The organism is Burkholderia sp. COPS, assembly GCF_019425585.1.
Classification (GTDB): domain Bacteria; phylum Pseudomonadota; class Gammaproteobacteria; order Burkholderiales; family Burkholderiaceae; genus Burkholderia; species Burkholderia cepacia.
Window position 1 is genome coordinate 11,589 of the sequence record NZ_WIXR01000049.1, and the last position, 23,789, is coordinate 35,377.

Genomic DNA, 23,789 nt, shown 5'->3' on the forward strand with positions numbered 1-23,789 from the left:
TCGTATTCGCGTGCCGTCATCGTCGCCGGCCTCGCGCGGGCGGTCGATTACGTGCGAGGTAAGGAAATCGCGCCCGCGCCGCCGCGATCAGCCGGCCGCGGAGTTGGCTGCGCAGTTGGCCGCGTAGTCGACCGCCAGGCTCCACGCCGGATCCTCGTGCTTCGCCCAGTACGCGTCGAACAGCCGGCGCGTCATCGGGCCCGGCCGGCCGTCGCCGATCGGTGCGCCGTTCAGCCGCGTGACGGGCATGATCCCGCCGGCTGTCGACGTGATGAACACCTCGTCCGCTTCGCGCAGTTGCGCATCGTCGACACGGCCAGCCTGCGCGTCGATGCCCATCGACGCCGCCAGCTCGAACACGGTCTGCCGCGTGATGCCGTGCAGCACGCCGCGCTCGGGCGTCCGAAGCCGGCCGTCGCGCACGATGAAGACGTTGAACCCGGGCCCTTCGGCGATGCTGCCGTCCGTGCACTTCAGCACGACCGACTCCGCACCCGCGTCATACCCCTTCAGCAGCCCGGCGACGAGGTCGAGCCAGTGGTAGTTCTTGATCTGCGGATCGACCGATTCGGGCGGAATCCGCCGCACGTCGTCGACCAGATGCAGGTGCAGGCCCTCGCGCAACTGCCGCTCGTTCGCGACCGAGCCGTACGGCACCGCGAACGCGATGAACTGGTTCACCGCGTCGCGCGGGTCGCGGCTGAAGGTGGGCGATACGCCGCGCGTGCACAGCATTTCGACGTATGCGTTGCGCAGGCCCGAGCGGCGCACGCATTCGACGAGGATGTCGCGCAGCGCGTCGTCGCCCAGCGGCACGTCCAGCCGCAGCCGCGCCAGCGAGCGCCTGAACCGCGCGATGTGCCGGTCGAGGCGGAAGAAGCGGCCGTTCCACACGTGCACGGTGTCGTACGTGACGTCGGAATGCAGGAAACCCCAGTCGAGCACCGACACGCGCGCGTCGGCGATCGGAACGAAGCGGCCGTTCATGTACGCGGCGCCCGGCGGATACGCGGATGCTTCGCCGGACCGAATGCTCTCCGGCGCCGAACGTTTCACGTCGGGCGCGTGCGGCGCGTAGTCGACCTGCGCGACAAACGACGCGCGATCGGCGTCGAACACACTGCGATGCACGACCGCATTCGGCCCCGCCGCGCGATCGAACGACAGCTTGCCGTCGAGATGGTCGATCTCGTGCTGCATCAGCTCCGACACATCGGGCGACAGCGCGTCGCGCCGATGCAGCTCGCCGTCGAGCGTCGTGTACTGCACGCTCACCGACGCGTGGCGCTCGACACGCACGAACAGGTCGGGAAAGCACATGCAGTCGTCCCACAGCGTCATCCGCGCGTCGCTGTGCCACACGATTTCGGGGTTCACGATCACGTCGGGCCAGCCGTCCAGCGCGAGCGCGATCATCCGTTGCCCGACGCCGATCTGCGGCGCGGCGACCGCGCGGCCGAAACCGTGTTCGTCGCGAAACGCGCGCAGCGCGGCGCGCAGTGCGCCGGCGGCTTCGCGCACGGCGGGATCGGTAACGTCGCCGACCGGCCGCGCGACGTCGCGCAGCGATGCTGTGCCCACCGGAAGAATCCGCGTATTCATTTCAACACCTCCGACAAAGTCACCTTGTTGCCTCCCTTGAACGTCGAAATCGTTGCCGCCGGATTGCGCAACTCGCCGTTCGCGTCGAACGCGATCCGGCCGGTCACACCCTGGAAGTCGACGCGATGCAGCGCGTCGACGATCTTCGCCGGATCGGCGGACTGCGCGAGCATCACCGCGTGGTAGACGGCCATCATCGCGTCATAGGCATACGGTGCGTAGAGCTGCACGGGGGCGCCGTACTTCTGCGTGAAGCGCGCCGCGAACGCGGGGCCGCCCGGCATCTTCGCGAGGCTTCGGCCACCGTCTGCGCACACGAGGTTGCCGTCGAGCGCATCGCCGGCCAGTTTCAGGATCTCGTGCGTGCACAGACCGTCGCCACCCAGCAGCGGCACGGCGATCCGCAGCTTCTTCATCTGCTTGAGCATCGGCCCGCCCTGCGTGTCCATGCCGCCGAAGAAGATCGCGTCGGGCGCACGGCCCTTGATCAGCGTCAGCGGCGCGCCGAAGTCGAACGCCTTGTCGGTCGTGTATTCGCGTGCGACCACGGCGGCACCCGTGTTCCCGAGCCCGCCGGCGAACACGTCCGCGATGCCCTGCCCGTAGGCCGTGCGATCGTCGACGACACCGATGCGGCGCGCGTGCAACTGCTCGACCGCATAGCGGGCGACCGCCTGCCCGAGGAAGTCGTCGTTCGCGAGCATCCGGAACGTGGTGCGATAGCCGAGACGCGTGAACGCCGGGTTGGTGGCCGACGGCGTCAGCTCCGCGATGTTCGCCATCGCGTAGAGCCGCGCGACGGCGATCGACGTCCCCGAATTCTGGTGGCCGATCACGGCGCTGACGTGCGTATCGACGAAGCGCTGCGCGACCGTCGTCGCGACCTTCGGGTCGGCCTGGTCGTCTTGCGCGTCGAGCGCGAACGTGACCGGATGCCCGGCGACGTTTGGGTGCGCCGCGTTGATTTCGTCGATCGCGAGCCGAATGCCGCGCGCGCTGTCCTCGCCGAAATGCGCCTGCGCACCCGTGAGCGCGCCGGCAAAACCCACGACGACCGTATCCGCGCCGAACGCGGGAACGGCCGGCACAAGGGACACAAGCGACACAAGCGGCACCAGCAGCACGAGCGGTGCCAGCAGCAGATGTCGGAAACGCATGATGTTTTCCTCGCGGCTTCATTGTTGACGGGTGCTACGATTATCGGCAGCCGTCGCGAAATCCGATAAACATCGGGCGGCATCATTCGCGAGTTTGTTTCGTTTTTTCTCTCCGAAGGAAATCCGATGAATTCCGCCGCCACACCGCTCGACGACTTCGACCTGCGAATTCTCGCCCGCCTCCAGCACGACAACCAGATCACCAACCAGGCGCTCGCCGCCGAGATCGGCCTGAGCCCGCCCGCATGCCTGCGCCGCGTGAAGCGGCTGCGCGACGAGCGCTATATCCAGCAGGACGTTTCCGTCGTCGATCCGACCAAGGTCGGCCTCCCGTTGACGATGCTCGTCCTCGTGCAGGTCGAGCGCGAACGGGTCGACCTGCTCGACGAATTCAAGCGGTTCCTGAAGTCGCTGCCGGAAGTCATGCAGTGTTATGTGGTGACGGGGCGCGCCGATTTCGTGCTGATGATCGCGATGCGCGACATCGACCACTACGAGGAGTTTTCCACGCGCGTATTCCGGCAGCACCACAACATTCGCCACTTCGAAACGATGGTCGTGATGTCGCGCGTCAAGGTCGGGCTGTCGCTGCCGATCGACATCGCATAACGATCGCCGCAATGAAAACGGGCGCCGTCGGGCGCCCGCATCGTCCGGCGGCATCGGCCGCGCGCGTCAGGTCACCGGCGCCGGATTGAACAGCGTCAGCGCATTCGCGAGCTTCCACTGCTCCGCCCACGTGCGACGCTTGCCGCTCGCGACGTCGAGCATCAGCCGGAACAGTTCCCAGCCGGTGTCCTCGATCGTCGCCGCGCCGGTCGCGATCCGCCCCGCGTCGAGATCCATCAGGTCGTGCCAGCGGCGCGCGAGATCGCTGCGCGTCGCGACCTTGATCACCGGCACCTGTGCGAGGCCGTACGGCGTGCCGCGGCCGGTCGTGAAAATGTGCAGGTTCATCCCGGCCGCGAGCTGCAGCGTGCCGCAGATGAAGTCGCTCGCGGGCGTCGCGGCATAAAGCAGCCCCTTCTGCTTCGCGCGATCGCCGGGACGCACGACACCGGCGATCGGCGCGCTGCCCGACTTCACGATCGAGCCCATCGCCTTCTCGACGATGTTCGACAGGCCGCCCTTCTTGTTGCCGGGCGTCGTGTTCGCACTGCGGTCGACGCGGCCGCGCTGCAGGTAACGGTCGTACCAGTCCATCTCGCGAATGATCTCGCGTGCAACGTCCTCGTTCGCCGCACGCGACGTGAGCTGCGCGACACCGTCACGCACTTCCGTCACCTCGGAGAACATGATCGTCGCGCCCGCGCGCACCAGCAGGTCGGCCGCGAAGCCGACGGCCGGATTCGCGGTGAGCCCCGAGAACGCATCGCTGCCGCCGCATTGCACGCCGACGACGAGATCCGACGCGGGGCACGTCTCGCGGCGGCGGCGGTTCAGCCGCTCGAGATGCGATTCGGCCATCGTCATGATCGAGTCGATCATCGAGTTGAAGCCGACGTGCGCGGCGTCCTGCAGGCACACGACACCGCCGTTGTCGCCGGCACCATCGGCCGCCACCGGAATCGCGCCGGGCGGCAGCAGGCGCTCCGGCTGAAGCTTCTCGCAGCCGAGGCTCACGGTCATCACCTCGCCGCCGAAGTTCGGATTCAGGCTGATGTTGCGCAGCGTGCGGATCGGGATATCGGCGTCGGGCGCGTCGATCGCGACGCCGCAGCCGTAGGTGTGCTCGAGCCCGACCACGTCGTCGACGTTCGGGTAGCGCGGCAGCAGCTCGGCCTTGATCCGCCGCACCGCATGCTCGACGACGCCCGACACGCACTGCACGGTCGTCGTGATTGCGAGGATGTTGCGCGTGCCGACCGAGCCGTCGGCATTGCGGAAGCCCTCGAACGTATAGCCTTCGAGCGGCGGCAGCGGCGGCGCGGCGCGCGTCGCGAGCGGCAGGTTGTCCAGCCCCGGCGGCTCGGGCATGCGCATCGTGCGCTCGTTGACCCAGCTGCCGCGTCGCAGCTCGGCCAGCGCATAACCGATCACCACGTTGTAGCGGACGATCGGGTCGCCGGCCGCGAGATCGACCAGCGCGACCTTGTGCCCCTGCGGCACGCCTTCGCGCAGTGTCAACCCGTCGGCGAACGTCGCGCCCTCGGGCAGGCCGCCGTCGTTGACGACGATCGCGACGTTGTCGTCCGGATGCACGCGGATGTAGAGCGGGGAAGCAGTCATCGGAATTCCTGGAGGCTGTCGGCCATATTGTTAGTCATCATACGACATTCGACTCTGGCCGGCGATGCTGCGTAAACCCTTATCCGGAAAGACCCTATCATTTACCCACCAGCAAATCGCTTGCGTGGTCCTTTCCCTCGTTGTACGATGACATACAACGACATCGCCAATTTGGCTCGTATGCCGTTCCCGACGAACCAGCACTCGCGCTAGACGGACGACCCGACCATGACTTCACCGCAAGAACTCAAACAGATCATCTCCCACGGCCTGCTGTCCTTTCCGCTGACGGACTTCGACGCCGACGGCAGCTTCCGCCCGTCCACCTATGCCGAGCGCCTGGAATGGCTCGCGCCGTACGGTGCGAGCGCGCTGTTCGCGGCCGGCGGCACCGGTGAATTCTTCTCGCTCACGCAGCGCGAGTATTCGGACGTGATCCGCGTCGCAACGGAAACCTGCAAGGGCAAGGTGCCGATCCTCGCCGGCGCGGGCGGCGCGACGCGCGTCGCGATTGAATATGCGCAGGAGGCCGAGCGCCTCGGCGCGAGCGGCGTGCTGCTGATGCCGCATTACCTGACCGAAGCCAGCCAGGAAGGGATCGCCGAGCACGTCGAGCAGGTGTGCCGCGCCCTGAAGATCGGCGTCGTGGTGTACAACCGTGCGAATTCGAAGCTGAACGCCGACATGCTCGAGCGCCTCGCCGATCGTTGCCCGAACCTGATCGGCTTCAAGGACGGCGTCGGCGAAATCGAAAGCATGGTGACGATCCGCCGCCGCCTCGGCGACCGCTTCGCGTATCTCGGCGGCCTGCCGACGGCCGAAGTCTATGCCGCCGCGTACAAGGCGCTCGGCGTGCCGGTGTATTCGTCGGCCGTGTTCAACTTCATCCCGAAGACGGCGATGGAGTTCTACGAAGCGATCGCGAAGGACGACCACGCAACGGTCGGCCGCCTGATCGACACGTTCTTCCTGCCGTACCTGAAGATCCGCAACCGCCGCGCGGGTTATGCGGTCAGCATCGTGAAGGCGGGCGCGAAGCTCGTCGGCCACGACGCAGGCCCCGTGCGGGCGCCGCTCGTCGACCTCACCGAGGCCGAAGCGGCCGAACTCGACGTGCTGATCAAGAAGATGGGCCCGCAGTAAGCGGGTACGGCCTGCGCGGTGCGTTGATCGGCACCGCGCAGGCCGGTTGTCGCGTCGCGCGCCGGTTCGACGGTATCGCGACCGTTCGCAGCAGTAACCCCGCACGCATCCGCCGCGACGGGTGCCGCCTCCGGCGCGGCGCTTTGCGTGACGCCACCCCGCCTTGCAGGCCGTCCGGCCGCGTCACATCTGCGCGATGATTCCGACGATCCGGTGGCGCACGTTCGCGAGCCTGACCCGCGTCGCCTCGATCTGCCCCTGCGTGCCCGCCCGCGCGCGTGCGTTCGATTCGCCGTCGAGGATCTGCCCGAGCACGTCGCGGTCGACGACCGCATCGAAGAACCGGCCGACCGTGATCGTCGCCGACTGCTTCGCGGTCGCGAGCTGGCTGTTCGCCTGCAGCAGTGCTTCGGTGCGCAGGCCCGGATCGCGCTCGTCGATGCCGCGCCGGTACTGGAGCGCGAACACCAGTGCTTCCATGTCCTGCCGGAAACGGCGCACGGCTTGCCCGAACACGAGCGAATGCGCGTCGGCGCCCGTGACGACGCGCCCCTGGTTGATCGTCACGTCGAATTCGCTGCCGCCCAGGTCGCGCTGGAATTCCAGCAACGCATTCGCGAGCACGCGCCCTTCGCTGTACTGGCCGACCTGGGTGCGCACGGATTTCGCGACGTCGCCGATCGCTTTCCACAATCCGGCCGCGAACAGGTGATCGCCACGCTTGTTGATGTTCATCGGGGGTTCCCTCGTTGTCTTTTGTCGGTCTCTCAGGCTTGCCTGCGGGCCGGCTGGCCCGAGGCTTCGCTACTGTAGGAGAAAACCGGGGGACGGGGAAGACGGCAAGATCCACGGCAGTCACGTACCCCGAGGCCGCTGCTCCGACCGCCGCCCCCCCATGCTGCCCCGACATGATTCTTGTCGACACTTCGAACAAACCCGTCTGCACCGACACCCGTCATGCAAAAAAGGCGGAAGCGGCCCACCGGCCACATCCGCCTTTTGGTTTCCGCGTGACGGCACCGACCCCGACGCACCGGCCGCCGGAAATCACACGCTCAATCGTCGCCGCCCGTCACTCCGCCTTCCCGTCCCGCAGCCGCGGAATCGCGAGCGGGTTCTGCTCCTGCAACCCCTCGGGTAGCAGATCGTCCGGGAAATCCTGGTAGCACACCGGGCGCAGGAAACGCTCGATCGCCGTCGCGCCGACCGACGTGACGGACGGGTTCGACGTCGCGGGGAACGGGCCGCCGTGCACCATCGCGTCACACACCTCGACGCCGGTCGGGTAACCGTTCACGAGCAGGCGCCCGGCCTTGCGTTCGAGGATCGGCAGCAGCCGGCGGGCCAGCGGCTTGTCGTCGGCGTCCATCTGCAGCGTGGCCGTGAGCTGGCCCTCGAGCGCGTCGAGCACGCGCGCGACTTCGTCGAGATCGCGGCAGCGCACGATCAGCGACGCCGGCCCGAACACTTCGTGGCTGAACGCCGGCTCGGCCAGGAACGCCTGCGCGCCGACTTCGTACAACGCGCCGCCGGCCTGACAGTCGGTCTGCGCGGCCTCGCCCGCGCCGATTTCGCGCACGCCCGGCAGTTCGGCCAGCTTGCCGCGGCCATGGCGATACGCATCGGCGATCCCGGGCGTGAGCATCACGCCGGCCGGCTTCTTCGCGAGCGCCTGCGCGGCGACGGCTTCGAAGCGGTCGAGATCGGGGCCGTCGATCGCGAGCACGAGGCCCGGGTTGGTACAGAACTGGCCGACGCCGAGCGTCAGCGAATCGACGAAGCTCGTCGCGATCGCGTCGCCGCGCGCGGCGAGCGCCGCCGGGAACAGCACGACGGGGTTGATGCTGCTCATTTCCGCGTAGACGGGAATCGGCTGCGGGCGGGCATTCGCGATCTGCACGAGCGCCATGCCGCCCTGTCGCGACCCCGTGAAGCCGACGGCCTGGACCGCCGGATGGCCGACGAGCGCCGCGCCGATCACACGGCCGGGGCCGATCAGCAGCGAGAACACACCGGCCGGCATCCCGGTTTTCGCGACGGCGGCGCGAATCGCGCGGCCGACCAGTTCGGACGTGCCGAGGTGCGCCTCATGCGCCTTCACGATCACCGGGCAGCCGGCCGCGAGCGCCGACGCCGTATCGCCGCCGGCCACCGAGAACGCGAGCGGGAAATTGCTCGCACCGAACACGACGACGGGCCCGAGCCCGACTTTCTGCAGCCGCAGGTCTGAGCGCGGCAGCGGCGTGCGGGCGGGCTGCGCGGGATCGATCGACGCGGCGAGGAAACGACCGTCGCGCACGACACGCGCGAACAACCGGAGCTGGCCGACGGTGCGGCCGCGCTCGCCCTGCAGCCGCGCGACGGGCAGGCCCGTTTCAGCGTGCGCGCGCTCGATCAGCGCGTCGCCGAGCGCGACGATTTCATCCGCGATCGCGTCGAGAAATGCCGCGCGGGCCGCGAGCGGCTGTGCGCGGTACGCGTCGAACGCGTCGCGCGCGAGTTCACATGCACGCTCGATGTCGGCCGCCGCCGCGACGCCGAACGCCGGCGCGTCGATCGGCGCGCCCTTCGACGGGTCGAACGCGCGCAAGGTACCGGCCGAGCCGGCGACCGCTTCGGCGCCGATCAGCATCTCTCCTGTCAGTTGCATGGGTGTGCTCCGTGGTTCGGGAATGATGGGCTCATTGTAGCCCAACAGATACGATGTCTGCCGACATGATTTTGCGATTCACGCGGGTCGTCGATCTTGCCACACAATGCGCGAATCCCTTATTGATTCGGTTCATGCCCAAATTGTGGGCGTTTCGCGTTGTACCCAACGGGAAAACCCGAGGTTTCCGGGGTCGGCCAACCCACATAAGCTACGCACCATGTCATACGACGACGTACATTAAAGTGCCTAATCAGACCACCCCTCGCGATCTTCCGCTCGACCTCGCGCGCACCGCGCGACGGACCGCCGTGCGCTACTGGATCCTGGCGATGCTGTTCGTCGTCACGACGCTCAACTATGCGGATCGCGCGACGCTGTCGATCACCGGCACGCCGATCCGCAAGGCGTTCGGCATCGACCCGGTGACGATGGGCTACATCTTCTCGGCGTTCAGCTGGGCCTACGTGCTCGCGCAACTGCCGAGCGGCTGGCTGCTCGACCGCTTCGGCGCGCGCCGCGTGTATGCGGCCAGCATCTTCCTGTGGTCGGCGTTCACGCTGCTGCAGGGCACGATCGGGCTCGGCGGCAGCGCCGCGTTCGCGGTGGCCGCGCTGTTCGCGATGCGCTTCGCGGTCGGCATCGCCGAGGCACCCGCCTTTCCCGCGAACGCGAAAGTCGTCGCGAGCTGGTTCCCGACCGCCGAGCGCGGCACGGCGTCCGCGATCTTCAACGCCGCGCAATACTTCGCGGCCGTGGTGTTCTCGCCGCTGATGGCGTGGCTCACGCATGCGTACGGCTGGCACCAGGTGTATCTGTGGCTCGGCCTCGTGGGCATCGCGCTCGCGTTCCTGTGGCTGCGGGTCGTGAAGGATCCGGCCGACCATCCGGCCGTGAACCGCGCGGAACTCGAGCACATCGAGCAGGGCGGCGGCCTCGTGCGCACGACCGTGCGCGGCACCGACGGCCTGCGTTCGGAAGGCCGCCGCGTGGCGGGCTGGTACTACGTGCGCCAGCTGCTGTCGAACCGGATGCTGATCGGCGTGTATCTCGGCCAGTACTGCGTGAACGTGCTCACCTATTTCTTCCTCACATGGTTCCCGATCTACCTCGTGCAGGCACGCGGGATGTCGCTGCTGAAGGCCGGCTTCATGACGTCGCTGCCCGCGATCTGCGGGTTCCTCGGCGGGGTGCTCGGCGGGATGCTGTCCGACGGGCTGATCCGCCGCGGCGTGTCGCTCACGCTCGCGCGCAAGATCCCGATCGTCGGCGGGATGGCGCTGTCGATGGTCATCATCGGCTGCAACTACGTCGACAGCGAAGCGCTCGTGATCGTGCTGATGGCCGTGTCGTTCTTCGGCAAGGGCATCGGCTCGCTCGGCTGGGCCGTCGTCGCGGATACCGCGCCGAAGGAAGCGATCGGCCTGTCGGGCAGCCTGTTCAACATGTTCGGCAACACGGCCGGCATCGTCGCGCCGATCGCGATCGGCTATCTCGTCGGCGCGAGCGGCTCGTTCAACGGCGCACTCGTGTTCGTCGGGCTGAACGCGCTCGTCACGGTGTTCAGCTATCTCGTGATCGTGAAGGACATCCGGCGCGTCGAGCTGCGGCATCGCGACGCGTGAGATTCGGCGAAAAGAAGGAAATGGGAAACGACGGCGGCCGCGTAACAGCGGCCGCCGTTTTTTGCGTCAGGCCGCGGAATGCGCGACGCGCAGCATGTCGTGCACGCCGGACGTCATCAGCGCGAGGAACGCGAGCAGGCCGACGTAGCAGAGCGCGTACGTCGTCTTCGTCTCGATCGACGTCGCGTAGTACACGCGGTTCTCCGGCGCATCGGGATCGTAGCGCCACGCGCGCTTGAGCTGCGGCAGCGCGAGGATCGCCATCACGATCAGCAGCGGGCTCGGGCGGTACACGAACAGCGCGATCAGCACCGGCACGCCGGCGAACCAGATGCGCGGCGACAGCACCGCGGTGATCCGCCCGCCGTCGAACGGCGACAGCGGAATCATATTGAACAGGTTCAAGAAGAAGCCCGTGTACGACAGCGCGAGCAGCAGGTTGCTGTCGTAGTGGCGCGCGGCCGCGTAGCAGGCCAGCGCACCGAGCGTGCCGACGAACGGCCCGGCGAGCCCGACGTACGCCTCGGTTTCCGCGTCGTGCGGCATCTCCTTCAGCTGGATCCACGCGCCGACGAACGGGATGAAGGTCGGCAGCCCGACGTCGAGCCCGCGCCGCTGCGCGGCCACGTAGTGGCCGGCCTCGTGCACCAGCAGCAGTGCCACGAAACCGGCCGCGAACCGCCAGCCGTAGAACAGCGCATAGACCGCGATCGACGCGAGCATGGTGCCCGCGGACACGAGCACCTTGCCGAGCTTGAGGCCGCCGAAGATCAGCAGCAACAGCTTCGTCATTCCTTGCGCTCCGTGGCGGATGCATCGGACACGCCGGATGCGTCGGCGACGGCCGGCACCGCGGCCGGCTTCGGCTTGCGCCCGAAGAAGCGTTTCAGCGCGGCGCCGCCGGCCAGCAGCGCAACCGCACCGACCTTGAAGAACTTCACCGCGAACGCGCCGATCAGCGCGAGCAGGCCGAGCTTCTTCGCGCCGACGCCGACGATCAGCGCCGCGAGGCCATACTCGGCGACGTGGTCGGTCGACTTGTTGAAATCGGCGTAGCGCTTGCCGTCGTTGAAGCTGATGTTCGACAGCAGCTCGTCGGCCGACGCCTTGTATTTCGGCAGGTCGGCGAGCGTCGACGCCATCGTCAGCGACAGGTAACCGTCGCGGCCGAGCACGAGCGTCCGGTAGTTCACGCCGTCGTTTTCGGCGTTCGGCGCGGCGCCCTTGTCGCGGATGATCGCGGACCAGACGAGCCGGTGCGTGGCCGCGTCGTACGCGGGGGCCTTCGCCCAGCCGACCACCTCGGTTTCGGGCAGGCCGCGTTCCTTGCGCCCGGGGTTGTCTTCCTCGGTGCCGGCCTGCAGGCTCTTCAGCAGTTCGTCGGGTTTCCAGTCCTTCGCGTCGTCGTCGCGGATATAACCGCTCGGCTCGAACGATACGACCGAGATCCAGTCGGCATCGGGATCGTCGGGCAGCACGAGGCCGACCAGCCGGGTTTCGTCGATCGAGTTGCCCATCGAGCGCAGGTAGCGGCCGGCTTCGGCGGCCGGCACGAACGATTCGCCGGCTTTCAGCTTCAGCACGGCTTCGTGTTTCACGTCGATCTCGGTCGGGCCCTTCACGACCGCGTCGTTGGCGGCGGCAGCCGCGGCCCTCATTTCCACCTGCGCGGCTTCGGTTTGCGCGTGGGCGCTGATCGCGGTGAATGCAAGCGTCGCCACGCAGGCGAGCCGGACGGCAAGTTTTTTCATTGTTGGATTCCCCTGGAATGCCTTGTCGTAAATATGCACGGCGTCGGCCCTTGCGTTTTCAATCGCGGGTCCGGCGTCGTCTCTCAGTTGGCACGGGGGCTATGGTAACGCAGCGCCGCGACACGCCCGGGGAGGCGCGATGCTTACGTCGCAGGTAATGCCCAAGGCACGCGGGATTGCCTATCATCTGCTGCATGAACCCGACCGCCGCCCTCCACTCGCCCTCCCCGTCCGCCGGCCGCGCGTCCGGCATCGGCCCGCTGCTGCGCACGTGGCGGCAACGCCGGCGCCTGAGCCAGATGGCGCTCGCGCTCGACGCGGACGTTTCCGCGCGCCACCTGAGCTTCGTCGAATCGGGCCGCGCGCAGCCGAGCCGCGAGATGGTGCTGCATCTCGCGGAGCGTCTCGACGTGCCGCTGCGCGAACGCAATGCGCTGCTCGTCGCGGCCGGCTTCGCGCCGCTGTTTCGCGAACGGCCGTTTTCGGATCCGCAGCTCGATGCCGCGCGCCATGCGGTGGAAGCCGTGCTGCGCGGCCACGAGCCCTACCCGGCGCTCGCCGTGGATCGTCACTGGACGCTGCTCGCCGCGAACCGGATGCTCGGCGCGCTGGTCGCGCAGGCCGATCCGTCGCTGCTGCAACCGCCCGTCAACGTGCTGAGGCTGAGCCTGCACCCGGACGGCCTCGCGTCGCAGATCGTCAACTGGCACGAGTGGCGCGCGCACATCCTGCATCGGCTGCAGCGGCAGATCGATGCAAGCGGCGACCACGCGTTGCACACGCTGCGCGACGAACTCGCCGCGTATCCGGCACCGGCCGGCCAGCCCGACGACACGCATGCGCGCACCGACTTCGCGGATATCGCCGTGCCGTTGCGGCTGCGCACGGCGGCCGGCGAACTGACGTTCTTCAGCACGACGACGGTGTTCGGCACGCCGGTCGACGTGACGCTGTCGGAACTCGCGATCGAGGCGTTTTTCCCCGCGAATCCGGAGACGGCGGAAGCAATGCGGGCGCTGGCGGACGCGTTGCCGGCGCAATAACGTGCGCAACGGAGCGTGACGGAAGCCGGCGCACGAACGCCGGCTTCCGCGCCATCACGGCCATGCCGGCCGCCGGTGCGCATCTCCGCAGCCGGATTTCCCCTGAAGCATAAAGATCGACCGCTACGGCAAACCCGGGCGCCCGCGCGTCCGATCAGAATGCGTCGTCGCATCTCAGGCTGCCGATCCGGCACGCGCCAGCGTGCCGGAACACGTCAAACGACGCAGCCGCCCCTGCGCCGTTTCCCGCTCGGATTCATTCCGCCAAATGTCAAATTTGTTTAGTACATCTTTTCAATCGGATCGTACTCGAACCAAGGCGACAGGGAAATCGTGAGACGGACACGCTAGCCAAAACACAACTTTCATATCAAGCCCAGGAACAACATGAACAAGAATCATCGAGGGTCGGGGAATCCGGTGCAGCACGCGCCGGTGAAGTCGAAAGCGGCACTGGCCATCGCCGTCAGCGCAGCGGTCGTCGCATTCGCGGCTTCCGCACCGGCGCAGGCTTCCTATGTGCAGAACGGCAATGCGATCGATACCGTCGCAGGCTGCTCGGACAACATCGCGATTTCGGGCACCAGTACGTATCCGGCCACGGCACGGGGCTGCGACAACATCGCAATCGGCCCGTCGGCAGTCGCCGATTCGGGCTCGTCGACCGGCGCGTACAGCGAAACCGTGGCGATCGGGCGGCAGTCCGTCGCAACCGGTACGCAAGCCACGACGCTGGGCGGCAATGCCGTGGCGACCGGCGACCATGCGACGGCGATTGGCGCGTTCGCCGGTGCGACCGGCCTCAACGCGACGGCGGTGGGCCAGGGCGCGGTCGCGAACGGCGCCACGGCGTCGGCATTCGGTTCGGGCGCGGTCGCCGTGGATCAATCGACGGCAGTCGGCCAGGGCGCCAGCGCCACCGCAACCTTCTCGACGGCGGTCGGCAAAGGCAGCAGCGCGGCCGGCGGCACGGCGCTCGGCTTCCAGGCCAACGCCGGTGCCGGCGATGCGGTCGCGCTCGGCGTCGACAGTTCGGCATCCGCGACCGGCAGCGTCGCGATCGCCCGCGCGACGGCCTCCGCGGTGAATGCGGTCGCCATCGGCGAAGGCGCGAACGCGGCCGACGCGAATTCGGTGGCGCTGGGTTCGAATGCGGCCACGCGTGCGGCAACCACCGTCAGCAGCGTAACGCTGAACGGCGTCGGCTACAGCGGCTTCGCGGGTACGCCGGTCGGCGTGGTCAGCGTGGGCAGCGCGGGCGCCGAGCGCCAGATCGTCAACGTCGCGGCCGGCGCGATCAGCGCGACCAGCACGGACGCGGTCAACGGTTCGCAGCTCTTCTCGATCGCCAATCAGGTCTCCACGCTGACGACGGATCTGGCCGCGCTCACGAACACCGTCGGCAAGATTTCGTCGAGCGTCCCGAGCGGCACGGTCGCGGACAGCACGGGCACCGCGATCGGCAAGAACACATCGGTCAGCGCGACGAACGGCACGGCGCTCGGCAACGGCGCGAACGTGTCGGGAGACAACGGGACGGGTATCGGCGTGAACGCGACCGTCACAGCGGCAAACGGCACGGCAACCGGCACGAACTCGACCGTCACCGCAGTGAACGGCACCGCAACCGGCACGAACTCGACCGTCACGGCAACGAACGGCACCGCAACCGGCGCGAACTCGACCGTCACGGCAACGAACGGCACCGCAACCGGCGCGAATTCGAAAGTCACGGCAGCGAACGGCACGGCGATCGGAACCGGTTCGAATGTCTCCGGCAACAATTCGACGGCGATCGGCGCGAACAGCCAGGCACCGGCAAACAATGCGGTCGCCTTGGGCGCCAATTCGGTCGCGTCGCGCGACAACACGGTATCGATCGGTGCGCCGGGCGCCGAGCGTCAGTTGACCAACATGGCCGACGGCACGGCGCCGACGGATGGCGTGAACGTGCGCCAGTTGAACGGTGCAATCAACTCCGTCCGCGAGGAAATGTCGAAGTACCGCAAGGACTCGGATGCGGGCACCGCGAGCGCGATCGCGATGGCCAACATGCCGCAAGCCGTTCTGCCCGGCGAAAAGGTCGTCGCACTCGGCGGCGGCACGTACGGCGGTCAAAGCGCGATGGCGGTCGGTCTTTCCGTCGCGACCACGAAATGGCTGGTCAAGGGCTCGGTGACGACGGCCGTGTCGGGCCACGGCTCGATCGGCGCAGGCGCGGGCGTCGGTTATCGCTGGTAATCGGCCCGACGCGCGACGCATCGAGAAGCGCTTGCTCGATGCCGGAAGGCGTGCCATCGGTGCAACCGCGCCGATGGCACGGCAGCCACATGCGGCACGCCGTTTATCCGACGCGACCGGCCATGCGCGACCGCGCGCGACGACACGCGCACGAGCGCCCCGCCATCAGCGACGCTCGAGCGCCAGCTTCACCCCGAGCCCCAGCAGCACCACCCCGCTGACGCGGTGCATGCGCGTCAGGATCCGCGGGTTGCGGCGGATCGATGCGGACAGCAGGCCGGCGAACACAGCAACCGGCCCCTTGACGAGAAACGTCAGGCCCGCGAAGGTCGCGCCCAGCACGAACAGCGACAGCATCGGATGCGCGGCGCCCGCCGGCACGAACTGCGGCAGGAACGCCAGATAGAACAGCGCGACCTTCGGATTCGACACGTTCGACAGCGCGCCTTGCGCGAACGTACGCAGCCGCGATGCCTGTGCACCGTCGCCGGTCGCGAGCGTCAGTTCGCCCGACGAGCGCAACAGCGTGATGCCGAGATACAGCAGGTACAACGCGCCGACCACCTTCAGCGCCGTGAACAGCCATTCGGATGCCTGCAGCAGCGCGCCCAGCCCGAGCGTCGCGAGCATCGTGTGCACGAGCAGCCCGACGCTGACGCCCGCGGCGGTCACGAGGCCCGCGCGCGTGCCGTCGGACAGCGTACGAGACATCACGAGCACCATGTCCTGGCCCGGCGTGACGATGATCAGCAGCGACGTTGCGATGAACGGCAGCCAGGATGGATGCGACATGGGATAGCTCCTGAACGGGATTGCCGGCGGACGGGAATCGCCCGGCCTGTCGTCGGATTATCGGCGCCTTCCCATGGAGATTGGATGCGTATTCGGCTACTTTGACTATCAGTTTTGGCGTTATTCTCTAGCATCCACCGCTTGGGCAGTCAAAAATGTCAATCAAACTGGATGCAATCGACCGGCGCATTCTGCGTGCATTGCAACGGAATTCGAACCAGACGAATGCCGAACTCGCGCAACAGGCCGGGCTGTCCGCCACGCCCTGCCTGCGCCGCGTTCACCTGCTCGAGGAACAGGGCGTGATCGACGCGTATGTCGCACTGCTGAACCCGGCCGCCGTCGACCTGCGATTCACGGCGTTCGTGCGCGTCACGCTGGAGCGCCAGGACAAGACGACGGTCGAACGCTTCGCGCGCGAGATGGAGCAGGCGCCCGAAGTGCTCGAATGCCACCTGATGGCCGGCAGCTACGACTATCTGCTGCGCGTGATCGCCCGCGACCTCGACGACTACCAGCGCTTCCAGATGGAAACGCTCACGCAGATCGAAGGCGTGCGCAACGTCGAAACCGAGATTCCGCTGAAGCGCATCAAGCAGACGGTTCGCCTGCCGATCTAGGCGTCCAGGAACGTGACGGCCTGCCCCTGCGGCTCCCCGTTCAGCGCGCCGTCTCGCACCACGACCTGGCCGCGCACGACCGTATGCACGGGCCAGCCTGTGACCGCGCACCCGTCGTAAGGTGTCCAGCCGCTGACGCTGGCGATCCATTCGTCGCGGATGATCCGCCGCGCGCGCAGGTCGACGATGCTGAAATCGGCGTCGTAGCCCACCGCAATCCGCCCTTTGCCCGCGATGCCGAAGATGCGCGCCGGCCCGGCGCTGGTCAGGTCGACCAGTCGTTCGAGGCTCAAGCGGCCCGCGTGCACGTGATCGAGCATCAGCGGCAGCAGCGTCTGCACGCCGGTCATCCCGCTCGGCGACTGCGGATAGGGCCGGCGCTTTTCGTCGCGCGTATGCGGCGCGTGATCGCTGCCGATCACGTCGACCACGCCGTCGCGAACGGCCTGCCACAGCGCATCCCGATGATGCCGTTCACGCACCGGCGGATTCATCTGCGCGAGCGTGCCGAGCCGCTCGTAGCAATCGGGCGCATGCAGGCTCAGGTGATGCGGCGTGACTTCGACGGTCACGCGCCGCCGGTGCCGCGCGAGCAACGCCATTTCCTCGGCGGTGGACACGTGCAGCACATGCAGCCGGCGGCCCGTCTCGGCCGCCAGCGCGACGATGCGCCGCGTCGCCGCCAGCGCGCTTTGCACGTCGCGCCAGCGCGGATGGTCGCGCACGTCGCCGCTCGCTTCGACGAGCGCCCGGCGTGCGCGCAGCCGCGCTTCGTCCTCCGCGTGCACGGCCATGCGCCGCCGCCCGTTGCGCACGATCCGGCGCAACACGGCTTCGTCGTCGGCCAGCAGGTCGCCGAACGAACTGCCCATGAAGACCTTCACGCCCGCGCAGCCCGGCAGCGCTTCAAGCGCCGGCAACCGTTCGGCGTTCGCGGCCGAGCCGCCGATGTAGAACGCGTAGTCGCACCACGCGCGGCCGCGCGCGCGTTCCAGCTTGGCCTGCAGATCCTGAGCGGTCAACGTCAGCGGATGCGTGTTGGGCATCTCGAAGATCGTCGTGACGCCGCCGAGCACCGCGCCGCGCGTGCCGGCCTCGATGGTCTCCTTGTGCGTCAGGCCCGGTTCACGGAAATGCACCTGGCTGTCGACGACACCCGGCAGCACATGCAGGCCGCCGGCATCCAGGAGAACGTCGGCGCTCCACGTGCCATGCAACGCACCCAGCGCGACGACACGGCCATCCACGCACGCGACGTCGACCTGCTCGGCACCGTTGGGGGTCATCGCCGTGCCGCCGTGCACGAGCAGGTCGACATGGCGTCGCTTCAGCGCGTCGGTCGCGCGCCCTTCACGTCGAACGGGTTCGTCCATGGCTCAGAACTCGTTCTGGATGTGCTTGTAGCCCAGCACCAGCGCATTGTTCGTGCGCGCGACGTCCTCGGAGAAGTCGCTCGCGTCGGCCGTCACCTGCGGCAACGCGGCGAGATCGGTTTCCGGCCCGATGCGCTCGGTCGAGCGCACGTAGAAGCCCGGCGGCAGGTGGCAGCCGTCGACGACCGCGTTGTAGCGCACCACGCAGCCGTCGTCGATGGTGCAGTTGAACAGCACGCTGTTGAAGCCGACGAACACGCCGTTGCCGACCTTGCACGGCCCGTGGACGATCGCGCGATGCGCGATCGACGTGTGCCGGCCGATGGTGACGCTCGCGCCCGACTTCGAATGGATCACCACGCCGTCCTGGATGTTCGAATGCGCACCGATCACGATCGGCGCGATCCGGCCGTCGCCATCCGTTTCGTCGGCGCGGATCACCGCGTACGGGCCGATGAACACGTTCTCCTCGACGATCACGAGCCCGCACAGAATGGCGGTCGGATCGACGAATGCACTCGGGTGTATCTGCGGCAGGTCGCCGCGCGGGTTCTTTCTGATCATCAGGATTCCTGTCTTGACATCGAACGGCCGCGCTTGATCCGCTCGAACAGGCCCGGATCGCGCCACTGTCCGGCGATGGCCGGCGCGAACACGATGTCGTCCAGGTCGATGCGGCCCATGCGCGGGTTGAACGCATCGTCGCGAAAACACTGCGCGTAACCGGTCTCGGTTTCGTGAACGATGATCGAATGCAGCCGCACGCCGGTTTCGCCGTTCGACATGCGCGTGCAGGACAGCGCCGCATCGACGAGGCGAAAGAACACGCGCGAGAACTGCTCGGCGCTCGGCGACACCGGCAGCAGCACCCAGCGCTCGGAATGCCGGCGCATGCTCTCGACGTAGCAGGGATCGTCATCCGACCACAGCGTCACCGCGTGGTCGAACGCGTCGATCAGGTCGCGCACGTCGCCCTTGAGCAGCCCGAAGTCGTAGATCATCTGCCCGTGGTCCAGCGCGTGTGCCTCGAACAGCAGCTCGACGCGATACGAATGGCCGTGGATCGAATGCGAGCAACGCCGCGTGCTGCAGCCGCGCACCACGTGCGCGTTCTCGAACCGGAACAGCTTGCGGATCAGCATGCGTCGGCGCCTTCGCGAACCGGCGCGGCCCAGGCCACCGCGTCGTGCGGGTGCAGGCTTTCCAGATGGCGCACGTGCACGCGCGGGTGCGCATGGCGGCCGTCCAGCGCGGCCTGGACCCGGCGCGCGGCATCCTCGACGAACATCAGGTTGCCGCCGTTCAGCACCGCGAACGCCTGCTCGTCCGCGCGCTTGACGGCCGTCTGCACCGGCGTGCCGAGCGCGTGCTCGACGCGATCGATCAGGTCGATCAGCCCGAGCGTCGCGCCATCGGCCGGCAGCCCCACGCTGACGACGGCTTCGCTACGCTGGCTGTGCGGCGTGGCCGCCGTCGCATGCCGTTTCAGCCACTCGGCGACCGCTGCCGGTTCCACGCGATCGTCGCGGCCGAACGCCGCCAGGAACGCCTGTTCGACCCAGTGCCGCGACAGCGCGGCCGAGCACGGGCACGTCGACGAATAGGCGACCGTCACCTGCGCGCGCAGCTCGAACCCGGCGTCGGTCAGCGTCGCGTCGATCCGGACCGGATAGGCCTTCCACCCGGCAAGCCCGTCGGTCACCAGCGCGGCGCGGCGCGCCAGCAGGTCGAAGCGCAGCCGTAGCCGCGCACGACGCGTGTCGCAGTCGCGATGGCTGTCGACCATCGCCTGCAGCACCGGCCGAAGGCCGGCCGGCGACAGCGCGGCGCCATCCCCGAGCCCGTCGAGCAGCCTGTACAGCCGCGACATGTGGATGCCCTTCACGTGCGGTGCGGGAAGGTCGACCTGCACGTCGGCGCGCGCATGCACGTCGCGCCGGCAGCCGGGCTCGGCCACCGCAACGGGCAGGTCGATGCCCTGCATGCCGACCCATTCGAGCGGGCGACGGCCCGGCGCGGCATCGGTCAGGGAGATATCGGGAAGGGGGGCATTCATGCTCGGGATCCGGTGGAGCGCCTTCTCCATCCGGATCGATGCAGGAAGCGCGTTCAGGTCAGGGCCAGTCGCGAAACGGGTTGTCCCACGTGGTCCAGTGTTCGGGGCCGGTGGCCATCTCGGCGTCGGTCAGCAGACACGCGTCGAAGCGCGCGCGCAGCGCGGGCTCGTCCATGTCCATGCCGATCAGCACGAGTTCCTGCCGCGCGTCGCCGACGCGCTCGTCCCAGCGGGCGCGGATCTGCGCGACGGCTTCCGCGTCCTGCGGCCAGCGCTCGGGCGGCACGGCCGCCCACCAGTGGCCGGCCGGCCCGTGCCGCGCGACCGCGCCGGCCTGCGACCACGAACCGGCGACGGTCGGATGGGTGGCCAGCCAGTAGAACCCCTTCGAGCGGACGACGCCCGGCCATTCGCTTTCGACGAGCGCAAAGAAGCGCTGCGGGTGGAACGGCCGCCGCGCGCGGTAGACGAAACTGCGGATGCCGTATGCGTCGGTTTCCGGCGTGTGCGTGCCGCGCAGCTCCTGCAGCCAGCCCGGCGCGCGCGATGCTGCGTCGAAATCGAACAGGCCCGTGTCGAGCACGCGCTCGAGCGGCACCTTGCCGAATTCGGCGATCTCGATCCTCGCCCGCGGGTTGAGCCCGCGCAGCAGCGCGACCAGCCGCTCGCGTGCGCTGTCGTCGATCAGGTCGATCTTGTTGATCACGATCACGTCGCAGAACTCGATCTGGTCGATCAGCAGATCGACCACCGTGCGCGCATCCTCGTCGCCCATCGATTCGCCGCGCGACTGCAGGCTGTCGCGCGACGCGTAGTCGCGCAGGAAATTGAACGCGTCCACCACGGTCACCATCGTGTCGAGCCGCGCGACTTCGCCGAGGCTGCGGCCGTCCTCGCCTTCGAACGTGAACGTCTCGGCCACCTGCAGCGGCTCCGAGATGCCGGTCGATTCGATCACGAGCTGGTCGAAGCGCCCTTCGCGCGCGAGCCGGTCGACCTCGATCAGCAGATCCTCGCGCAGCGTGCAGCAGATGCAGCCATTGCTCATCTCGACCAGCTTCTCGTCGGTGCGCGACAGCCCTGCGCCGCCGTCGCGGACGAGCGCGGCGTCGATGTTGACCTCGGACATGTCGTTGACGATCACCGCGACGCGACGGCCCTCGCGATTGTTCAGGATGTGGTTGAGCAGCGTCGTCTTGCCGGCGCCGAGAAAGCCGGACAGGACGGTCACGGGAAGCCGCGTGGACGGAGGGAGTGCGGTGCTCATCGGGCGATTCCGGAAGAGGACGTTGAGGAACGAATGATATATTGTATCGCAACGATATAACATATCATTTCGGACGTCCAGCATGCCGGCAGGGTGTTGTCCGGAGCAGGCCGCGCCCGCTCCGGTGTCAATCCGTCACGTATAGAGCGACGCCGGCGGCAATTCCCCGGTCAACGCGAACCGGCCGACGTCACGCAGCCGATAGTCGAGCGGATCGTGCAGCGTATGCGTGCGCGCGTTGCGCCAGAAGCGGTCGAGGCCGAGCGACGCGGCCGTCGCGCGCGCGCCGCATGCGTCGAACAGCGCCTCGCCGTTGTCGAGCGCCGCGCGCTGCGCGACGATCTTCGCCTCCGATACCGCGAGCGCCACCTCGGCGCGCTCGTCCGCCGTCAGCGCATCCTGCCGCGCCCACGCGCGCTGCAATGCGGCCGCCGCGCGATCGGCCAGCGCCGCCGCGGCGATCGCCCGCACGCGCATGTCGCCGAAGCGCTGCAGCGTGTACGGATCGTCGCTCGCCTGCGCGACCTCCGACTGTATCCATGGACGGCCATGCTTCAGCACGTAGTCGCGCGCTTCCGCCAGCGCACCTTCCGCGAGCCCGACGAACAGGTTCGTCAGCACGAGTTGCGACACGAGCGTGCGCAGCGTCGCGCGCGGTGTCGGCGGCGCCTCGGAGCGGTGCAGCACCTCGTCCGGCGCGAGCGTCACGCCGTCGAAGCTCACGCTGCCGCTGTCGGTCTGGCGCTGGCCGATCGGGTCCCAGTCTTCGTTGACGGTGATCCCCGCGCGATCGGTCGGCACCACGCCGAACACGGTGCGGCCCGCTTGCGGATCGTGCGCGGACACCGTCATGCGCTGCGAGCCGCGCGTGCCCGAACAGAAGCCCTTCACGCCGTCGAGCCGGTAGCCGCCGTCGGGCGTCGCGGTCGCGACCAGCCGCGTGTCGAGCGGGTTGACCGCATTGCCCCACCACCAGCGATGCTCGACCGTGCCGCGCAGATAACGTTCGCGCTGTGCCGCGCTGCCCCACACGTCGATGCTCACCACCTGCAGGATCTGGAACCCGACCAGATGTGCGAGCGCGCTGTCGACGCGCGCGATCCGCCGGATCGTGTCGTAGATCGCCGGCCACCCGGCTTCCTGCCCGCCGAACTCGCGCGGCACCGCGAGCGTCAGCAGGCCCGCGTCGGCGAGCCACTGCTTTTCCTGCGCGGCGTGGCCGCCCGCGCGATCGCGCGCGGCGGCGGTTTCGCGCAGCGTTTCGATGACGCGCGCCAGTGCGTCCGGATCGACGGCTGACACATCCGTTGCAGCGGCGAGCGTCGCCGGGCCGCGGGGATCGTTCATGCGACGGCTTCCTGTTCCTGGGTCGAGACAGCTTCCGACAACGGCACGAGTTTCCCCAGTTCGCGCCTGCCGGTCAACCGCGCGAGGATCTCGCGCCGCCAGTCGTCGTAGATCGCGCGGTATTCGGCGATATCCGCACCGAACACGTGCGCGGTGTGCGCGTATTCGTCGTGCAGGTAACCGTCGAGCCGCGCCTGCGTTTCCTCGTCGGCCGCGATCACGCGATCGATCAGCGCGTCGCGTTCGGCCGCCGGCAGTGCCTTCAACGTGTCGAACCACCACTGGACGATCTGCACGCGATGCCACTCCTCGTCCGGCCGGATCCGGTTCTCGCCATGCTCGCGCATCGCGCTGTCGCCGATACGGCCGGTCTTGCGCTGGATCCACAGCTTCGCGAGGATGTGCAGCTCGTAATGCCACTCGAACGCGAGAAAGCCCGCGACGTCGCGCACCGCGATGTCGCCGATGCGCGCCCAGTGCGCGGCGACGAGCCGGTCGATTTCGGGCAGCGGATCGCGCCCCGTCAGTTCGGTCACGCGCTCACGGCCGATCACCGCGTGCGCGCCGTCGTCGCCGAGCTGGCGCGACAGGATCAGCTGGAAATGCGGGTCGTCGCGGAACAGCGTGTCGATCGCCTTCGCGACGACCTGCACGATGAACAGGTCGTGCGACGCCATCTTCGTGTAGTAGTCGGCGACGGCGGCCAGTTCGTCTTCGCCGCGCGGCTCGCGCGGCGGTGTCGCCAGCTTGTCCGGGAAGCCGGGACGATGGCGTCGCGCGACGTCCAGGAACAGCGCTTCCTCGAATTGTCCGTTCCATTCGCGCGGCGCGCCGATAGGTAAGGTCATGGGTATCGTTCTCTCAGGGTCTTCAATGAAAAGAGCCGGCGCTTG

21 protein-coding genes are annotated in these 23,789 nt (G+C 68.1%); 6 read left to right on the forward strand and 15 right to left on the reverse strand.

Annotation, left to right across the window (positions count from 1 at the left end; genetic code table 11):
* Window positions 1–87 precede the first annotated feature (87 nt).
* A complete protein-coding gene (locus tag FOZ70_RS31515; protein WP_219707509.1) occupies window positions 88–1,602 on the reverse strand; it encodes an aminotransferase class IV in 1,515 nt (504 codons plus the stop codon).
* Window positions 1,599–2,759, reverse strand: coding sequence for a branched-chain amino acid ABC transporter substrate-binding protein (locus FOZ70_RS31520; RefSeq protein ID WP_258025783.1), 1,161 nt, complete (start codon window positions 2,757–2,759; stop codon window positions 1,599–1,601). The genes FOZ70_RS31515 and FOZ70_RS31520 overlap by 4 nt, the downstream gene beginning before the upstream one ends.
* Before the next feature lie 126 nt (window positions 2,760–2,885).
* On the opposite strand from FOZ70_RS31520, the gene FOZ70_RS31525 reads away from it, so the two are divergent.
* Window positions 2,886–3,368, forward strand: coding sequence for an Lrp/AsnC family transcriptional regulator (locus tag FOZ70_RS31525; protein ID WP_042974910.1), 483 nt, complete (start codon window positions 2,886–2,888; stop codon window positions 3,366–3,368).
* 66 nt (window positions 3,369–3,434) lie between these two features.
* Here the strand turns inward: FOZ70_RS31525 and garD are convergent, their stop codons facing one another.
* Window positions 3,435–4,988: a galactarate dehydratase gene (gene garD / locus FOZ70_RS31530; protein ID WP_021159302.1), complete on the reverse strand. Its 1,554-nt coding sequence runs from the start codon at window positions 4,986–4,988 to the stop codon at window positions 3,435–3,437.
* 228 nt (window positions 4,989–5,216) lie between these two features.
* Here garD and kdgD point away from each other — a divergent pair, with 228 nt between their 5' ends.
* Window positions 5,217–6,131: a 5-dehydro-4-deoxyglucarate dehydratase gene (gene kdgD / locus FOZ70_RS31535; RefSeq protein WP_048023382.1), complete on the forward strand. Its 915-nt coding sequence runs from the start codon at window positions 5,217–5,219 to the stop codon at window positions 6,129–6,131.
* 183 nt (window positions 6,132–6,314) lie between these two features.
* Here kdgD and FOZ70_RS31540 read toward each other — a convergent pair whose 3' ends face one another.
* Both FOZ70_RS31540 and FOZ70_RS31545 read right to left on the reverse strand, forming a co-directional pair.
* Window positions 6,315–6,866, reverse strand: a complete 552-nt coding sequence (locus FOZ70_RS31540) for a hypothetical protein (RefSeq protein ID WP_021159300.1) — start codon at window positions 6,864–6,866, stop codon at window positions 6,315–6,317.
* Window positions 6,867–7,203: 337 nt separating this feature from the next.
* Window positions 7,204–8,781, reverse strand: a complete 1,578-nt coding sequence (locus tag FOZ70_RS31545; RefSeq protein WP_219707510.1) for an aldehyde dehydrogenase (NADP(+)) — start codon at window positions 8,779–8,781, stop codon at window positions 7,204–7,206.
* Window positions 8,782–9,026: 245 nt separating this feature from the next.
* On the opposite strand from FOZ70_RS31545, the gene FOZ70_RS31550 reads away from it, so the two are divergent.
* Complete coding sequence (locus tag FOZ70_RS31550; RefSeq protein ID WP_219707511.1) at window positions 9,027–10,406, forward strand: MFS transporter; 1,380 nt, start codon at window positions 9,027–9,029, stop codon at window positions 10,404–10,406.
* 66 nt (window positions 10,407–10,472) lie between these two features.
* Here FOZ70_RS31550 and FOZ70_RS31555 read toward each other — a convergent pair whose 3' ends face one another.
* Both FOZ70_RS31555 and FOZ70_RS31560 read right to left on the reverse strand, forming a co-directional pair.
* The gene (locus tag FOZ70_RS31555; protein WP_021159298.1) at window positions 10,473–11,198 is read right to left on the reverse strand and encodes a site-2 protease family protein; all 726 of its coding nucleotides are present in this window, start codon (window positions 11,196–11,198) and stop codon (window positions 10,473–10,475) included.
* Window positions 11,195–12,157, reverse strand: a complete 963-nt coding sequence (locus tag FOZ70_RS31560) for a DUF2167 domain-containing protein (RefSeq protein ID WP_042974906.1) — start codon at window positions 12,155–12,157, stop codon at window positions 11,195–11,197. The genes FOZ70_RS31555 and FOZ70_RS31560 overlap by 4 nt, the downstream gene beginning before the upstream one ends.
* A 194-nt stretch (window positions 12,158–12,351) precedes the next feature.
* Here FOZ70_RS31560 and FOZ70_RS31565 point away from each other — a divergent pair, with 194 nt between their 5' ends.
* Window positions 12,352–13,200 (forward strand): helix-turn-helix transcriptional regulator, encoded by an 849-nt coding sequence (locus tag FOZ70_RS31565; RefSeq protein WP_219707512.1) that lies wholly within the window; start codon window positions 12,352–12,354, stop codon window positions 13,198–13,200.
* 387 nt (window positions 13,201–13,587) lie between these two features.
* Window positions 13,588–15,441 carry a YadA family autotransporter adhesin gene (locus tag FOZ70_RS31570; protein WP_219707513.1) on the forward strand — a complete coding sequence of 618 codons (1,854 nt, stop codon included), beginning with the start codon at window positions 13,588–13,590 and terminating at the stop codon, window positions 15,439–15,441.
* Between the two features lie 165 nt (window positions 15,442–15,606).
* Here FOZ70_RS31570 and FOZ70_RS31575 read toward each other — a convergent pair whose 3' ends face one another.
* Window positions 15,607–16,233, reverse strand: a complete 627-nt coding sequence (locus FOZ70_RS31575; protein ID WP_059621440.1) for a LysE family translocator — start codon at window positions 16,231–16,233, stop codon at window positions 15,607–15,609.
* Between the two features lie 155 nt (window positions 16,234–16,388).
* On the opposite strand from FOZ70_RS31575, the gene FOZ70_RS31580 reads away from it, so the two are divergent.
* Window positions 16,389–16,853 carry an Lrp/AsnC family transcriptional regulator gene (locus FOZ70_RS31580; protein WP_042974902.1) on the forward strand — a complete coding sequence of 155 codons (465 nt, stop codon included), beginning with the start codon at window positions 16,389–16,391 and terminating at the stop codon, window positions 16,851–16,853.
* Here FOZ70_RS31580 and FOZ70_RS31585 read toward each other — a convergent pair.
* The 7 genes from FOZ70_RS31585 to FOZ70_RS31615 all read right to left on the reverse strand — a co-directional run bounded on the left by FOZ70_RS31585 (window position 16,850) and on the right by FOZ70_RS31615 (window position 23,744).
* Complete coding sequence (locus tag FOZ70_RS31585; RefSeq protein WP_219707514.1) at window positions 16,850–18,226, reverse strand: dihydroorotase; 1,377 nt, start codon at window positions 18,224–18,226, stop codon at window positions 16,850–16,852. The two genes, FOZ70_RS31580 and FOZ70_RS31585, sit on opposite strands and share 4 nt — an antisense overlap.
* 3 nt (window positions 18,227–18,229) lie before the next feature.
* Window positions 18,230–18,790: a carbonate dehydratase gene (locus tag FOZ70_RS31590; RefSeq protein ID WP_059487394.1), complete on the reverse strand. Its 561-nt coding sequence runs from the start codon at window positions 18,788–18,790 to the stop codon at window positions 18,230–18,232.
* On the reverse strand, window positions 18,790–19,368 hold the full coding sequence (locus FOZ70_RS31595; protein WP_219707515.1) for a 6-carboxytetrahydropterin synthase: 579 nt from the start codon (window positions 19,366–19,368) through the stop codon (window positions 18,790–18,792). Before FOZ70_RS31595 ends, FOZ70_RS31590 begins: the two co-directional genes overlap by 1 nt.
* Window positions 19,362–20,282, reverse strand: coding sequence for a GTP cyclohydrolase FolE2 (gene folE2 / locus FOZ70_RS31600; protein WP_219707516.1), 921 nt, complete (start codon window positions 20,280–20,282; stop codon window positions 19,362–19,364). Before folE2 ends, FOZ70_RS31595 begins: the two co-directional genes overlap by 7 nt.
* Window positions 20,283–20,340: 58 nt before the next feature.
* The gene (zigA, locus tag FOZ70_RS31605) at window positions 20,341–21,549 is read right to left on the reverse strand and encodes a zinc metallochaperone GTPase ZigA (RefSeq protein WP_219707517.1); all 1,209 of its coding nucleotides are present in this window, start codon (window positions 21,547–21,549) and stop codon (window positions 20,341–20,343) included.
* Window positions 21,550–21,684: 135 nt separating this feature from the next.
* A complete protein-coding gene (locus tag FOZ70_RS31610; protein ID WP_219707518.1) occupies window positions 21,685–22,896 on the reverse strand; it encodes an acyl-CoA dehydrogenase family protein in 1,212 nt (403 codons plus the stop codon).
* A complete protein-coding gene (locus FOZ70_RS31615; RefSeq protein WP_021159288.1) occupies window positions 22,893–23,744 on the reverse strand; it encodes a hypothetical protein in 852 nt (283 codons plus the stop codon). Before FOZ70_RS31615 ends, FOZ70_RS31610 begins: the two co-directional genes overlap by 4 nt.
* Window positions 23,745–23,789: the final 45 nt, after the last annotated feature.

Excerpts from the sequence above, each read along its gene's own strand:
- FOZ70_RS31515 (WP_219707509.1), bottom strand. The coding sequence starts at position 1,602 with ATGAATACGCGGATTCTTCCGGTGGGCACAGCATCGCTGCGCGACGTC.
- FOZ70_RS31520 (WP_258025783.1), bottom strand. The coding sequence starts at position 2,759 with ATGCGTTTCCGACATCTGCTGCTGGCACCGCTCGTGCTGCTGGTGCCG.
- FOZ70_RS31525 (WP_042974910.1), top strand. The coding sequence starts at position 2,886 with ATGAATTCCGCCGCCACACCGCTCGACGACTTCGACCTGCGAATTCTC.
- garD (WP_021159302.1), bottom strand. The coding sequence starts at position 4,988 with ATGACTGCTTCCCCGCTCTACATCCGCGTGCATCCGGACGACAACGTC.
- kdgD (WP_048023382.1), top strand. The coding sequence starts at position 5,217 with ATGACTTCACCGCAAGAACTCAAACAGATCATCTCCCACGGCCTGCTG.
- FOZ70_RS31540 (WP_021159300.1), bottom strand. The coding sequence starts at position 6,866 with ATGAACATCAACAAGCGTGGCGATCACCTGTTCGCGGCCGGATTGTGG.
- FOZ70_RS31545 (WP_219707510.1), bottom strand. The coding sequence starts at position 8,781 with ATGCAACTGACAGGAGAGATGCTGATCGGCGCCGAAGCGGTCGCCGGC.
- FOZ70_RS31555 (WP_021159298.1), bottom strand. The coding sequence starts at position 11,198 with ATGACGAAGCTGTTGCTGCTGATCTTCGGCGGCCTCAAGCTCGGCAAG.
- FOZ70_RS31560 (WP_042974906.1), bottom strand. The coding sequence starts at position 12,157 with ATGAAAAAACTTGCCGTCCGGCTCGCCTGCGTGGCGACGCTTGCATTC.
- FOZ70_RS31565 (WP_219707512.1), top strand. The coding sequence starts at position 12,352 with ATGAACCCGACCGCCGCCCTCCACTCGCCCTCCCCGTCCGCCGGCCGC.
- FOZ70_RS31570 (WP_219707513.1), top strand. The coding sequence starts at position 13,588 with ATGAACAAGAATCATCGAGGGTCGGGGAATCCGGTGCAGCACGCGCCG.
- FOZ70_RS31575 (WP_059621440.1), bottom strand. The coding sequence starts at position 16,233 with ATGTCGCATCCATCCTGGCTGCCGTTCATCGCAACGTCGCTGCTGATC.
- FOZ70_RS31580 (WP_042974902.1), top strand. The coding sequence starts at position 16,389 with ATGTCAATCAAACTGGATGCAATCGACCGGCGCATTCTGCGTGCATTG.
- FOZ70_RS31585 (WP_219707514.1), bottom strand. The coding sequence starts at position 18,226 with ATGGACGAACCCGTTCGACGTGAAGGGCGCGCGACCGACGCGCTGAAG.
- FOZ70_RS31590 (WP_059487394.1), bottom strand. The coding sequence starts at position 18,790 with ATGATCAGAAAGAACCCGCGCGGCGACCTGCCGCAGATACACCCGAGT.
- FOZ70_RS31595 (WP_219707515.1), bottom strand. The coding sequence starts at position 19,368 with ATGCTGATCCGCAAGCTGTTCCGGTTCGAGAACGCGCACGTGGTGCGC.
- folE2 (WP_219707516.1), bottom strand. The coding sequence starts at position 20,282 with ATGAATGCCCCCCTTCCCGATATCTCCCTGACCGATGCCGCGCCGGGC.
- zigA (WP_219707517.1), bottom strand. The coding sequence starts at position 21,549 with ATGAGCACCGCACTCCCTCCGTCCACGCGGCTTCCCGTGACCGTCCTG.
- FOZ70_RS31610 (WP_219707518.1), bottom strand. The coding sequence starts at position 22,896 with ATGAACGATCCCCGCGGCCCGGCGACGCTCGCCGCTGCAACGGATGTG.
- FOZ70_RS31615 (WP_021159288.1), bottom strand. The coding sequence starts at position 23,744 with ATGACCTTACCTATCGGCGCGCCGCGCGAATGGAACGGACAATTCGAG.